Genomic DNA, 12,957 nt, shown 5'->3' with positions numbered 1-12,957 from the left:
AATGGATAATTCCGAAATACTTCAAATAAAGAAAAGAGCTATTGATGGTGCTATCAGTTTGGCTAAAGACTGTAATTTAGAATTAGATTTTACCGACGAGTCTATAGATAATGTAGAATTAATACTTTCAGCTTTACATGAAAATTATATCATTGCAAAAGATGATTATGGCTTAAACGGGCTAGCTTTTATGCTTGGATTATATATAGTTGATGTAATAGAGAAAAATCATGGTAAAGGTAACCTCCAAATAAATCATAAAGATTTTGGACAAAATTCATTTCCTTTTTCTTGGAATGAATCCACTCTATTTCCTACTGCTTGGTGTCAAAAAAGAATTTTTGAGGGTAAGGAAAATGACGTTGTATTTAAATATAAAACTTTTATTCTTGAAAAAAATAAAAACGCCCAGTCAACAGATGTCGACTGAGCGTTTTGAAACTAAATAACCAACCAAAATTTAGCTTCGTGTATTTGTTCTTGGGTTATCTTTCTTAACCGTTTTTTGTTTACGTTTTTTAGGCGTATTTTCTTGGTGTACCATTCGGCCTTGAGCATTTTCTGTTCTTAAGAACTCAATGTAACCACGACCTCTAAATTCGTAAACTGTACCCGATGCTGCATGTAGCAACTCTATAGTACCATCATCAATAACGCTAAGATTGAAGAATTCATTGCTGAAAAAGTCATAATCTAGTGTTAAAGTTTTATCGTACAATGTACCAGGAACATTATTCACATTATACACACCTGTGTAATCCCAAAAAATGTTATTTGGGTTAGTGATATTTACATCTTGTGAACTTCTAAATTCAGAATCATTACCTGCAGCCAAAAACTGTAAATAGTTCTCGTTATCAAACTCATTTAGAGCTCCAAACTCGCTTGTAAACGTTTTTTCCCAAGCCTCATATTCTTGTAAGAAATAGTGAATGTTATCATAGAATACAAAATCATAATCGAAATTTGCTCTTTGGTAACCATCTAAAAAGTAAGAGGTATCTGTAAACGGATTGTATAATTCAATCGTGTTATTATCTATTTGAAATACATCGAAAGAATCGTATCCATCTAAATCATGGTCTACATCTAACTGCATCCCTATAGTATCGTAATACCCTATTGGTATGCCATAGCCGTTACCTTGACTTCCTATACCCACCAAATTATTATTTACCCATAACACACCGTTTCTAAATGATACTGTGAAAGCTATTTGTAAAAAAGGAACTTCTCCAAAACCTTGCGTTGCATTTACGTCTACATACCATAAATCGTATGAATTTAACAACTGATTTAAAGATATTGGTTGTGGATTATTATCAACAATAACCACATCATCCACAACACAAGATGTTAATAGTGTTGCACTTAGTACAAATCCGAAAAGTAGTTTTAATGTCTTCATAATTCCACGTTTTAAAAGTTTATACTTAAAGAATTTCAAAACGCGTGCCAAACTCACAATCGTAGTAATCACGTAGGTTTTAAAGCCGTTTTATTTTTGTATTTTTGGTAAACATTGAAGTAAAAACCCTTATGAACGAAACCACAAAATATGCCGTTTTTGGCTCAGGAAGTTGGGCAACAGCTATTGTAAAAATGCTTTGCGAAAACCTTGACCAAGTAGGATGGTACATGCGAAGCGTTTACACCAAAGAACATATTTTAAAAGAACAACACAACCCTAGTTATTTAAGTTCGGTTGAGTTTCATACCGAACAATTAAAACTCAGTAACGATATTAACGAAATTGCCGATTGGGCAGATGTGCTCATTTTTGTAATTCCATCGGCGTTTATGCATTCCGAATTAGAAAAACTAAAGGTTGATATTAGCCAGAAAGTTGTGGTATCTGCCGTAAAAGGTATAATTCCAGAAAGCGGATTGTTAGTAGGCGAGCATTTTCATGACCATTACAACATTCCCTTTGAGCATATTGGAGTTATTGCTGGGCCATGCCATGCAGAAGAGGTTGCTCTAGAACGCTTGTCATATCTCACAATTTCTTGTGCAGACCCTGTAAAAGCACAAGCTATTGCCAATGTTTTAGCTAGCGATTATATAAAAACAAAAATCAGCGACGACATTATTGGTACTGAATACGCCGTAATGCTAAAGAATATTTACGCCATTGCCGCTGGAATTGCACATGGTTTGGGTTATGGAGATAACTTTCAGAGTGTATTGATGAGTAATGCCATCCGTGAGATGAAACGCTTTATTAAAAAGATGCACAAAATGAAACGTAACATCAATAACTCAGCTTATTTGGGTGATTTATTAGTAACAGGCTACTCCGTTTTTTCGCGTAATCGTATGTTTGGTAACATGATTGGAAAAGGCTACACCGTAAAATCTGCACAAATGGAAATGAATATGGTAGCCGAAGGTTACTATGCTGCTAAAAGCGCCTATTTATTGAATGAAAAGAATATGAAAAAAACGCGTTTGCCTATTATAAATGCGGTTTATTCCATACTCTACGAAAACAAAAATCCTAAGAAAGTATTTAATAAATTAACGGAAAAATTGGATTAGATTAGTCCTTAACTAATAGGTTCTATTTTACCAAAACACCTTTCAGTTGCATTAAAGGTAATTTTTGAAGCGCCTTTGTATTAATAGTGTTTTTTCTAAAGGTATATGATTTGTCAAACATTTGATTGCCCTCAAAAAAAGTTACTTTAAATACATTGTTAAGCTCCAAAACTTTGTCTTGTAAATATTCAACCTTTGCATAACTTCTTGCTGGCAATTTTGAAATTGTATGACGCATAGGCGGTGTCATTTTGTTATCATTATAACCTTGAGAAACAATAAGTACAGTTTCTAAATCTTTATCAGTATTATTTATGATATAAGCGTTCCAATCCAGAGTTTTATATTCTAAATGTTGCTCTTGCACAACAGCGATGTACACATCTTTTACTTCTGGTATTTTTATGTCTTTTTTCAAAACTTATAAAGCCGACTTAAATTGCTCTAAGAAACGTACATCGTTTTCACTTAATAAACGGATATCACTAATCTGGTGTAGTAATAAGGCTATACGGTCTATTCCCATACCAAAAGCAAATCCTGAATATTCTTTAGAATCAATTCCGCAATTATCCAAAACGTTTGGGTCTACCATTCCGCAGCCCATAATCTCTAACCAACCTGTACCTTTGGTCATTTTGTAATCGGTTTCGGTTTCTAAACCCCAATAGACATCTACCTCAGCACTTGGTTCAGTAAACGGAAAGTACGATGGACGTAATCTAATTTTAGATTTCCCAAACATCTCCGTAGTGAAATATTGAAGTGTTTGTTTTAAATCTGCAAAGCTTACATCTTTATCTATATATAAACCTTCTACTTGGTGAAAAAAACAGTGTGATCGTGCCGAAATAGCTTCATTACGATACACGCGCCCCGGAGAAATTGTACGAATTGGCGGTTTGTTTTCTTCCATATAACGTACTTGTACCGAGCTGGTATGTGTACGCAATAAAATATCTGGGTCTGTTTGTATAAAAAACGTATCCTGCATATCACGCGCAGGATGATATTCTGGTAAATTTAAAGCCGTAAAATTATGCCAATCGTCCTCAATTTCAGGGCCTTCACTAACATTAAAACCAATACGAGAAAAGATATCTATAATCTGATTTTTTACAATAGAAATAGGGTGGCGTGCTCCCAATGCAATTGGCTCACCAGGACGAGATAAATCACCATAAAGTCCGTTGTCTTCCTCTTGACTTTCTAACGCTTCTTTTAGAGCATTTACTTTATCTTCAGCTGTTTTCTTGAGCTGATTTATAGTTTGCCCAAACTCTTTCTTCTGCTCGTTAGCAACATTTTTAAACTCTGCGAAGTACTCTTTAAGTAAGCCTTTTGAGCCTAAATATTTAATACGAAACTGCTCAACCTCTTCTTTAGATTGTGCTGTAAATGCTTCGGCTTCGGCAATGAGTTCTTTTAACTTATCTATCATTTATGCTGAATTTAGTTCAGTATCTTTTCCTTCTATTGAGACCGCAAATTTAAAAAATCTTATTCGATATATTCCGTTTCAACAAAATAGTTGACAATAGCTTCTTTCATCAATACACTTTGCTCTCCAGCCTTAAGATGAGGCAATTGTGCTTTTACTTTGTAATGTGGCCAACCGTCATCATCTACAAAATCGAACTCGTAAAAACCGTAAGGCTCTAGAAGCTTACAAATGGCTATGTGCATTAAGTCTAATTTATGATCTTTTTTGTACTCTCTATGTATCTGACCAAGTTCTTGAACGCCTATGAGATATATGATGGCATCTAAGTCTAAAACATCGCCGTCAGCAAATTGAGTAGAGAGTTTTTCTACCACCAAATCCCATCGCTCTTTTAACTGTTCGTCTCTTGCCATAATTTATACCTCTATAATTGCGTTATAGAATTGGCAAAGTTAATTTATATTTCCTCTAGAGAAACGAATTTTTAGTAAATATAATCTACAAAAATTCCTTTTATAGAGGGAACCACTACGTTAGTCCATAAATTTTATAAGTTGAATTTCGCTAAATTTTCAACTTAAAAATTTCATGTACTTTTGTTTAAACCGCTAGTATTATGAGCATCATTGATATTGTTTTAGGAGCCCTTTTATTGTTTGGATTAATAAGAGGTGCTATGAAAGGTCTTTTTGTAGAAATTGCATCACTTTGTGCCTTAGTTTTGGGTGTTTGGGGCGCTATACATTTTAGTTATTTCGCTGCAGATTTGTTAGAACCTAAATTTGATTGGAATGAAAAAACCATAAATATCGTAGCCTTTGGTATCACCTTTGTGATTATTGTTTTAGCCATTAGCCTTGCTGGAAAAGCACTTACCAAACTTGCTGATTTTGCTGCACTCGGCATGCTTAATAAACTACTTGGTGGTGTTTTTGGTGCTTTAAAAATAGGCTTAATCCTTAGTGTATTACTTATTGTCTTTAATAAGTTGAATAACACATTACCATTTATGGAAGAAGAGGAATTAAAAGAAAGTATACTTTACAAACCCGTGAAATCTTTAGCTCCGATGATTTTTCCAACACTAATAAAAAGTGGAGAAGAATTAGTTGTTGAGGGCGACGCATAAAAAAAGTCGCTAATAGCGACTTTTCAGAATATTACTTTTTAAGTTTACTTTTTAGGTAAACAAAACCATCTTCTATATTTTCAAAAATATCTTCTTCTGGTACAAGGTCTGGAATAACATCAACCGCTTCTAGCATATCTTTTGGTTGCTCCTTAAGACCAATTAAAAGAACTTCAATATTCTGCTCTCTTAAATCGTAGATTACGTCTTCTAAAGTGTATAATCCTGATTGATCTATGTAAGGAACTCTGTCCATCCTCAAGATAACTGCCTTTACCTCACCTGACAAAGCTGTTATTTGATCTTTGAAATACGATGTAAAACCAAAAAATAAAGGTCCGTATAAGTGTTTAATAATTACTTTATCCTTGTACTCCTCATAGAATTCAATTTCGTCTTGCCACGGTTTGGAACCATCAATATCTGCAACCGCACCAACTTCCAAACCTTTCTCGCTAATGTCTCCAGATTTTTTCATAAATAATAGACACGCAAGCGCAACACCAACACCAACAGCTTGTATTAAACTACCAAATGTAGTAATGAGCAATACCAGAATTAAAACAACAGCGTCTGCTCTAGGTACTTTAAAAAGATGCTTTAAACCTTTAAAATCTATTATCTTAAATCCTATTGGAATTAATAATCCTGCTAAAACACATAGTGGAATCAGCGATGCTAATTGTCCTAATCCCAGCAAAACTGTTAAAAGAAAAACCCCATGAAGTATTCCTGAAAGACGCGTTCGACCTCCAGCATTGATATTTACTACCGTTCCTTTGGTTGCTCCTGCACCAGGAATACCACCAATAGCAGCTGCTAACATATTTCCTATACCTTGACCAATAAGTTCTCGATTGCTATTGTGTTTTGTCTTAGTCATATTATCGGCGATAACTGAGGTTAATAAAGAATCTATACTGCCAAGTACCGCTAAAACAATCGCGTATTCTATAATAATCCCCCATGCACTAGAATCGACCTCTAAAATTCCACCCAATTGAAATGATGGCAGTCCTGATGGGATTTCACCTATCAAAGGCACATCCATTTTAAAGAAATAAGCAACTAATGTGGCTACAATTAAAGCAACTAAAGCACTTGGAATGGCTTTGGTTATTTTTGGAAACACAAAATATACGGCAATAGTAATAGCTCCCAAAAGCAGTGCAGACAAATTAAATTCTGCAAATAACCTAGGAAAATCTTTGATTACAGCCGTAGTTGACTTTGCTGAGTCTAAGCCTGCAAAAGGAAACAATTGTAGTATTACAATAATGAGACCTACGCCACTCATAAAGCCTGATACTACTGGATAAGGAAAGTATTTAACATATCCTGCGATATTTAAAAATCCAAAAATAACTTGAAACAATCCGCCTAGCAGGAAACTTAGTAAAATAATACTCATCGCACTTTCTAAGCTTCCCGTAATTTCGATAGCTGTTGCAACTAAGGCTGCAGAAACAACTGTCATAGGTCCTGTAGGCCCGCTAGCTTGAGTCTCTGTGCCACCAAACATTGCTGCAAAAATACCTACGGCAATTGCGCCATATAATCCCGCAGTTGCACCCATACCAGATTGAACACCAAAGGCTAATGCCAGAGGTAAAGCCACAACTCCAGCGACTAATCCACCTGTGAAATCTCCTTTGAAGTTTTTAAAGTCGAAAAATTTTGAAAGCATATGAATACGATTTAAATACTAAATAAATACACCAACCGAATAATAGTGTTTACATTTTAAAATTTAGAGCATTTCAACTCTACCCGTATGTAAACTATAAACACCTCCAACGATTTTAATCTCGCCATTATCTTCCATCTCTGCAAGAATTTGACTGTTTTCTCTAATACGTTCTATAGTTAATTTTACATTATTCTCAACGGTTTTGGCAACAAAAGCTTTATTAGAAGAATTTGCCTCGCCTTCTACCTCAACAGCAGATTTTTTTACAGCTGGCATAATTTTGCTTAACATCTCTGTAATATTACCTAACTCTACGCCATCGCAAGCAGCTTTTACTGCACCACAACTTTCGTGACCTAAAACTAAAATCAATTTACTACCTGCAACATTGCATGAGTACTCTAAACTTCCTAAGATATCTACGTTTTCAAAATTGCCTGCTACACGAGCTACAAAAATATCGCCTATGGCTTGATCTAAAACAGTTTCTACTGGTACACGAGAGTCTATGCAAGACAACACTACCGCTTTTGGGTATTGTCCGCCTGTAGTCTGACTTACTAAAGCTGCGTTATCAGTAGCTTGAGAATCGCTATTGACAAATCTATCGTTTCCGTCTAATAAATCTTGTAAAACATTATCTGGTGTTAATGTACTCTGTACATCTTTTGTTATTGCTATATTTTTCATGAGTGATTATTATTTTGAGTATTATTATGATATTTTTTCGAGTTTAAAAAACTCAATAAAACTCTCTGGATTTTCAACTATGCCTCTTTGCGAAACTAGTTTTATTGTAATATTTCGTTCTCTTGCCTTAAAAGCAAAATCTTCAAGAATTTCAATAACATCATGATCCAGATAGGTTGTATTTCTAACATCTAATTCTAAGTAAGTGTTCTCTGGAAGCGCGTCTAATTCTTTTAAAATAGTTGCCTTATTAAAGAAAGTCACTTCTTCCGCAAGAGTCATTTTAATCTTACCATCGTCAACATCTTCTCCTTCTTTATGCAAAAAGTGAGAGTTTTTAAAACTGTGGTATAGTGTAACGACGATTCCAATAGCTAGACCTATACCAATTCCCCATAATAAGTCTTTAAAAACTATAATAAGTACTGTAGCTATAAATGGAACAAACTGTTTCCACCCTGATGACCACATGGCCTTAAACGTAGATGGCTTAGCAAGTTTGTAGCCTACAATAAATAGAACCGCAGCTAAAACAGATAAAGGAATCATGTTTAATACATTAGGAATGATAATCACAGAAATTAATAAGAAGAAACCATGAATTATAGCACTCATCTTTGTTCTGTTACCAGACTGAATATTGGCAGAACTTCTTACGATAACCTGAGTAATAGGAATTCCTCCAACTAAACCAGAAAGTATATTACCAGAACCTTGAGCTAAAAGCTCACGATTGGTTGGCGTTACACGTTTTTCTGGGTCTAACTTATCTGTAGCCTCAACACAAAGTAGTGTCTCTAAACTGGCTACTAAAGCAATTGTAAATGCAGTAATCCAAACTTCTGGAGAACCAATTACGCTAAAATCTGGCGTTGTAAATTGCCCTAAAAAACTATCAAAACTATCTGGAACAGGGACTCTTACCAAGTGTGTGCCAGCAATCTCCATTGATGTACCTTGTGCAACAATAAAGAAAACTACGCCGGCAACAACAGCCACTAATGGACCTTGGACAAGCTTGAAAAATTGATGCTTATGCACCAAAACACTTGACCATAAAATTAAAATTCCCATTGCAATAAGTGCAATGACAGTAGAACCAACTCCAAGATTTGCAGGAATACTAATGATATCAGAAAATATATTACTATTTCCTCCAAATAATACAAAATTACCTTCTGGGTCTTTATCTATACCAAAGAAATGAGGTATTTGTTTTAGTATAATTATAATACCTATACCTGTAAGCATTCCTCTAATAACGGATGATGGAAAATAGTACCCAATGATTCCTAATTTAAGGATACTAAATGCAATTTGAATAACACCACCAAGTACTACGGCTACTAGAAAGGCTTCATATCCCAAGGATGCAATTGCAGCAAGAACTATTGCTGCGAGGCCAGCTGCTGGACCACTAACACCAACTTGGGAACCAGATATGGCACCTACAACAATACCACCAATAATACCAGCAATTAACCCTGCAAAAGGTGGAGCATCACTAGCAACTGCTATACCTAAACATAAAGGTAATGCGACGAAAAACACGACTATACTCGCAGGTAAGTCATTTTTTAAATATTTAAACATATAATAAATTTGAGAGTCTTAGCATGACTAAGACAGATTGAAATAGTTAGGACTTTAAAAAAGTCTGTTTGATAAAAATTGTATGAAATCTATACGATGTCGGGCGGAGGCGAAATTAGATTTCTATGCGGCTTTGGATAGTTTTTAAACGTGTAACCATCTCTGTTATCCCTAGTTTTTACTAGACTTTGGTTTTCAGAATCTGTCGTTGTTATTTCAAAAAGGAGCTTAAGATTTTCTTTTTCTTCCTCTTCATTTTCGCCAAAGAAAAAAGTAACATCTACATTGTCATCCATCGAAATAATTACTGTAGGCGCAGCAACAATAACAATGAAAAATATTGCAAAAAACATAGCTATTTTATGGCTGGCTTTTTTTATCATGGATAGCTAATATAGTATTTACTTAGTTAACTAAAGCTAAAGTTACTAAAATTCATTTAATAGCTTAACATCCTCTTGTGGAATCCAGCCTGAAGTTTTATCGGCGATTTCTATTTTGTACCAATCGTTGTAGTTTTCTAGAACTTGCACTTTTGTGCCTTCGTGTAATCTAAAGGCCTCTTCGCTTGACTTATTAGGGTCTACCTTAACCCTACTTTCTTGTGCAAATACGATTGCCGGATTATTTTTCTTTTCTATTCTACTTTTTTGAAATGCCATAACCAGAGAAAAACCCGCTAAAAACACACCAAAAATACTAACAATAAAAGCAATCCTTTTTTGCCTTGTCGCTTGAGAAAAATGATACATCAAAAATAAAAGAACAAATAGCAAAACACCTGCTATGGCTAATTTTGCCCACGAATCTGTAGAAAACGTATTAACAACATTATTTGCTATTCTAGAAAAACCTACCTCTGGCACAGTATCTATAGCATCTATTGTCATATTTTGAGCAAAACCAATATTATTTTTTATGTCTTTGTCATTAGGACTTAACTGTAAAGCTTTTTCGTAATAATAGATACTTGGCGCCACATTGTTAAGCTTATAATGGGCATTTGCCAAATTGAAATATAATGCCGAAGAATGCTCTCCTGTTTTTAAAACGGTTTCATATTTCTGAATAGCCTCAGCGTATTTACCACTGTTATAAAGCGTATTACCTTCTTTAAAAAGCACATCGTTTTGAGCGTTTGTAAAAACACTACACAAGCAAAATAATAAGATAACTATCACTCTCATTTTATCGTATTTGTTTGTCTATTGCACTAATTGTTTTTACAGACTTATCGTAATCATTTTGCATAGTTACTTGTGTTATTGGAGTGTAACGTGCTAATTCGCAATTTTCTAATATGGAAATAAACTCAGAAACAATAGGCTGCTCTACATGACTCTCAAGTAATAAACTTTCAATTTTTTCTTTATTAAAATCGCTAGTTTCAATCTGAAGCTTTGCTTTTAAATAATTATGAAATGCACGTTCTAGAGCAATATAAAAAGCTTCTTTTTGTCCTAAGGCTTTTTTGGCTTCACTTAGATATTTTTTTGCAAGACGGTCTGCTTTTCTTCGTTTATTACCAATTACATCTGCATTTCGCTTTTCTTGATTTCTCCTAACTAAGATGGCAACTGGAATAAATATAAATGGCACCAGTAAAAGCCCCCAGAATAGATTAGATTTAAAGAAAGGCGTCTTATTTTTTGGCACCCAAGCTGAATTTGTTTTTATAAAAGCAAAGGTGTTTGAATTTGTAGTCACCGCTTGCTTGTTGGTATTTGCTATAGTGTTTTCTGAAGTATTTACAGACGAAGGCCCATTAATAACGTCTACAACAATTTCATCCGAAGTCAGTGTCCTATATTCTTTTGCCTCCGGATTAAAATAAGAAAACGAAACTTGTGGTATTGGATATTTGCCTTTATACTGTGGAACAATGGTGTAGGTATCTAGACTACGTCCTTGCATTCCAGACAGATTAGTTCTTATGTTTTCTTGGTGTTCTGGCTCGTAAACTTCTAATGAGCTTGGAAGCGTGAGCTTTGGTAATTCAAATAATTTTAGATTTCCCTTTCCTGAAACTTCAACTTTCGCCTCTAAAGATTCTCCAGCATCTAAGGACACTTTATTTGTTGTAACGTTAAACTCAAACAATCCTACTGCTCCTTTAAAATCTGCTGGTTTTCCTTCTTCGGGCAAGGGTAAAACATTAATTGTACGTTTGCCTGCTGTTATAGTTTGAGGTACTTTTCTAACAATTCTGTTACCAAAAATATCATAACGGCTAGTTGGAACCTCTACGGTTAAATCTAGGACGTATGGGTCAAGTTTAAGTTTACCTGTTTTTTGAGGATAGAGCACCACTTTTTTAAGTACTACGTATTGGTGTTCTTCTCCATTATAATTTCCTCTTAAAGGTCTAAAAGCCTTGACTTCTATATTCTGATTCCAAAAATCATTAAACTGCGGAGTCTGCTTATCTCTCCAACCACTAACACCAGTATCTAAGGCTACGTATAATTTGTAAACTACGGTAATCGCTTCATTGAGATAGGGATTAGTCTTTGATACCTCTGCAACCAAATGGATATTCTGCGATGCTAAATAAGCAGGGTCATTGGGGTCTTTTGGTTTTTCTATAGCCTTAGTCACTTTTATGGTTACAGGAAACGTTTTATAAACCTGACCGTCTATTTCTATTTGTGCTTGTTTTATCGTAAAACTTCCTTGTTTTTTGGGAGATAAAAAATAGCTGTAGGTTTTGGTAAAAGACCGCTTACCGTTAGCCCAATAGTTACTTACAGATGTATTTGGCCCACCAACTACGGTAAAATCTTTAAAGCTTGGCGGCACAAAATTATCGCCATCTTTATTCATTTCAAAATCTATACGCAGTCGCTCATTAATGCCAAGTGTCTTTTTACTGACTTTTGCCTCGAACTTTACTTGCGCCAATGAAATTGTAGATGCAAGAAGTAAAATAAATATTGATATGATATTTTTTAAATTCATGGAGCCAAATTGCGATTACCAGTCTTTCTCGGTTCTTATTTTTGCACCTTTTTGCTTTTTGGCATTTATTTTTTCTTGAACCTTCTGTTCTTGATTGTTCATCGCTTCAAGAATATTTTTTATTTGTTGAGGAGACATTTTTCCAGGTTGTGGTTTTGGCTTTTGCTGTGGTTTTTCTTTATCGCCTTTACCGTCGTCTTTTTTCTCATCTTTTGGCTTTCCGTCTTCATCTTTCTCATCGTCTCCCTTCTTTTTGTCTTTTTCGCCTTCTTCTTCCTTTTTATCCTTTTCCTTATTTTCTTCGTCTTTGTTTTCTTTCTCTTTGTCTTTGTCTTTTTGGTCTTCTTTCTTTTCGTCCTCCTTCTGGTCATCACCACCGCCATCTTGGTCTTGTTGCTGTTTAGCACATTCTTTAGCTAAAGCAAAATTATAGCGTGTTTCTTCATCACTTGGGTTATTTCTTAATGCATTTTTGAAGGCTTCAACAGCTTCTTTACATTTTTTGTTTTGCATCAAAATATTACCAATGTTATGATATGCTTTGTGCTTTGCTTCTTTGGTCGTTGCATTATTTGCCGCTTCCTGATGGCGGAATAGTGCTTCTGAATAATTCCCTTTATTGTAATAGGAGTTCCCTAAATTGTAAGCGCCAGCTACATTGTCTTTTTGAGCTGATATGGCTTTTCTATATTCCATTTCTGCTGAAATGAAATCGTCTTTTTCTAATAAAGAATTTGCATCATAAACCAAATCTTTAGCTTTGCGTTCAGCTTTTTGTCTTTCTTTTTCAAAATCTTGAGAAAAGCCAAAAACTGACACTAATAGTGCTAAAACCAAACTGTAAGTTTTCATATTAAATTTACTTTTCATCTTTATCTAAAATTACTAAAGCTTGTTTTTGATTGCGTTAAA

Annotated in this window: 14 protein-coding genes; 3 read left to right on the top strand and 11 right to left on the bottom strand. The window is 34.6% G+C overall.

Annotated features, from left to right (window positions below):
• Position 1 precedes the first annotated feature (1 nt).
• Positions 2-430 carry a hypothetical protein gene (locus tag BUB95_RS05990; RefSeq protein WP_073084241.1) on the top strand — a complete coding sequence of 143 codons (429 nt, stop codon included), beginning with the start codon at positions 2-4 and terminating at the stop codon, positions 428-430.
• A gap of 30 nt (positions 431-460) precedes the next feature.
• Here BUB95_RS05990 and BUB95_RS05985 read toward each other — a convergent pair whose 3' ends face one another.
• Positions 461-1,408 (bottom strand): nicotinic acid mononucleotide adenyltransferase, encoded by a 948-nt coding sequence (locus tag BUB95_RS05985; protein ID WP_073084239.1) that lies wholly within the window; start codon positions 1,406-1,408, stop codon positions 461-463.
• 131 nt (positions 1,409-1,539) lie between these two features.
• Here BUB95_RS05985 and BUB95_RS05980 point away from each other — a divergent pair, with 131 nt between their 5' ends.
• On the top strand, positions 1,540-2,541 hold the full coding sequence (locus tag BUB95_RS05980) for an NAD(P)H-dependent glycerol-3-phosphate dehydrogenase (RefSeq protein ID WP_073084237.1): 1,002 nt from the start codon (positions 1,540-1,542) through the stop codon (positions 2,539-2,541).
• Positions 2,542-2,563: 22 nt separating this feature from the next.
• On the opposite strand, the gene BUB95_RS05975 is transcribed toward BUB95_RS05980, so the two are convergent.
• Genes BUB95_RS05975 through BUB95_RS05965 form a run of 3 tightly spaced genes read right to left on the bottom strand, consistent with a single transcriptional unit; the run spans position 2,564 to position 4,398 of the window.
• Positions 2,564-2,959, bottom strand: a complete 396-nt coding sequence (locus BUB95_RS05975) for a hypothetical protein (protein WP_073084234.1) — start codon at positions 2,957-2,959, stop codon at positions 2,564-2,566.
• 3 nt (positions 2,960-2,962) lie between these two features.
• Positions 2,963-3,982, bottom strand: coding sequence for a phenylalanine--tRNA ligase subunit alpha (gene pheS / locus BUB95_RS05970; RefSeq protein WP_073084232.1), 1,020 nt, complete (start codon positions 3,980-3,982; stop codon positions 2,963-2,965).
• 59 nt (positions 3,983-4,041) lie between these two features.
• Complete coding sequence (locus tag BUB95_RS05965; protein ID WP_073084229.1) at positions 4,042-4,398, bottom strand: hypothetical protein; 357 nt, start codon at positions 4,396-4,398, stop codon at positions 4,042-4,044.
• A 203-nt stretch (positions 4,399-4,601) separates the two neighbouring features.
• Here BUB95_RS05965 and BUB95_RS05960 point away from each other — a divergent pair, with 203 nt between their 5' ends.
• Positions 4,602-5,114, top strand: a complete 513-nt coding sequence (locus BUB95_RS05960; RefSeq protein WP_073084227.1) for a CvpA family protein — start codon at positions 4,602-4,604, stop codon at positions 5,112-5,114.
• A gap of 31 nt (positions 5,115-5,145) precedes the next feature.
• On the opposite strand, the gene BUB95_RS05955 is transcribed toward BUB95_RS05960, so the two are convergent.
• The 7 genes from BUB95_RS05955 to BUB95_RS05925 all read right to left on the bottom strand — a co-directional run bounded on the left by BUB95_RS05955 (position 5,146) and on the right by BUB95_RS05925 (position 12,897).
• Positions 5,146-6,801: a SulP family inorganic anion transporter gene (locus BUB95_RS05955; protein ID WP_073084224.1), complete on the bottom strand. Its 1,656-nt coding sequence runs from the start codon at positions 6,799-6,801 to the stop codon at positions 5,146-5,148.
• A gap of 63 nt (positions 6,802-6,864) precedes the next feature.
• Positions 6,865-7,494, bottom strand: coding sequence for a carbonic anhydrase family protein (locus tag BUB95_RS05950; RefSeq protein WP_073084221.1), 630 nt, complete (start codon positions 7,492-7,494; stop codon positions 6,865-6,867).
• A 24-nt stretch (positions 7,495-7,518) separates the two neighbouring features.
• Positions 7,519-9,087, bottom strand: coding sequence for a SulP family inorganic anion transporter (locus tag BUB95_RS05945; protein WP_073084219.1), 1,569 nt, complete (start codon positions 9,085-9,087; stop codon positions 7,519-7,521).
• An 89-nt stretch (positions 9,088-9,176) separates the two neighbouring features.
• A complete protein-coding gene (locus BUB95_RS05940; RefSeq protein ID WP_083573321.1) occupies positions 9,177-9,470 on the bottom strand; it encodes a hypothetical protein in 294 nt (97 codons plus the stop codon).
• A gap of 45 nt (positions 9,471-9,515) precedes the next feature.
• Complete coding sequence (locus BUB95_RS05935) at positions 9,516-10,274, bottom strand: tetratricopeptide repeat protein (RefSeq protein ID WP_073084217.1); 759 nt, start codon at positions 10,272-10,274, stop codon at positions 9,516-9,518.
• A 1-nt stretch (position 10,275) separates the two neighbouring features.
• Positions 10,276-12,045: a BatD family protein gene (locus tag BUB95_RS05930; RefSeq protein ID WP_073084215.1), complete on the bottom strand. Its 1,770-nt coding sequence runs from the start codon at positions 12,043-12,045 to the stop codon at positions 10,276-10,278.
• A 15-nt stretch (positions 12,046-12,060) separates the two neighbouring features.
• A complete protein-coding gene (locus tag BUB95_RS05925) occupies positions 12,061-12,897 on the bottom strand; it encodes a tetratricopeptide repeat protein (protein ID WP_073085112.1) in 837 nt (278 codons plus the stop codon).
• Between the last annotated feature and the right edge of the window lie 60 nt (positions 12,898-12,957).

Source organism: Winogradskyella jejuensis (genome assembly GCF_900129745.1).
Classification (GTDB): domain Bacteria; phylum Bacteroidota; class Bacteroidia; order Flavobacteriales; family Flavobacteriaceae; genus Winogradskyella; species Winogradskyella jejuensis.
This window is presented reverse-complemented; position numbering and strand designations above follow the sequence as displayed.

Excerpts from the sequence above, each read along its gene's own strand:
- BUB95_RS05925 (WP_073085112.1), bottom strand. The coding sequence starts at position 12,897 with ATGAAAACTTACAGTTTGGTTTTAGCACTATTAGTGTCAGTTTTTGGC.
- BUB95_RS05930 (WP_073084215.1), bottom strand. The coding sequence starts at position 12,045 with ATGAATTTAAAAAATATCATATCAATATTTATTTTACTTCTTGCATCT.
- BUB95_RS05945 (WP_073084219.1), bottom strand. The coding sequence starts at position 9,087 with ATGTTTAAATATTTAAAAAATGACTTACCTGCGAGTATAGTCGTGTTT.
- BUB95_RS05940 (WP_083573321.1), bottom strand. The coding sequence starts at position 9,470 with ATGATAAAAAAAGCCAGCCATAAAATAGCTATGTTTTTTGCAATATTT.
- BUB95_RS05960 (WP_073084227.1), top strand. The coding sequence starts at position 4,602 with ATGAGCATCATTGATATTGTTTTAGGAGCCCTTTTATTGTTTGGATTA.
- BUB95_RS05935 (WP_073084217.1), bottom strand. The coding sequence starts at position 10,274 with ATGAGAGTGATAGTTATCTTATTATTTTGCTTGTGTAGTGTTTTTACA.
- BUB95_RS05965 (WP_073084229.1), bottom strand. The coding sequence starts at position 4,398 with ATGGCAAGAGACGAACAGTTAAAAGAGCGATGGGATTTGGTGGTAGAA.
- BUB95_RS05980 (WP_073084237.1), top strand. The coding sequence starts at position 1,540 with ATGAACGAAACCACAAAATATGCCGTTTTTGGCTCAGGAAGTTGGGCA.
- BUB95_RS05955 (WP_073084224.1), bottom strand. The coding sequence starts at position 6,801 with ATGCTTTCAAAATTTTTCGACTTTAAAAACTTCAAAGGAGATTTCACA.
- BUB95_RS05985 (WP_073084239.1), bottom strand. The coding sequence starts at position 1,408 with ATGAAGACATTAAAACTACTTTTCGGATTTGTACTAAGTGCAACACTA.
- pheS (WP_073084232.1), bottom strand. The coding sequence starts at position 3,982 with ATGATAGATAAGTTAAAAGAACTCATTGCCGAAGCCGAAGCATTTACA.
- BUB95_RS05950 (WP_073084221.1), bottom strand. The coding sequence starts at position 7,494 with ATGAAAAATATAGCAATAACAAAAGATGTACAGAGTACATTAACACCA.
- BUB95_RS05990 (WP_073084241.1), top strand. The coding sequence starts at position 2 with ATGGATAATTCCGAAATACTTCAAATAAAGAAAAGAGCTATTGATGGT.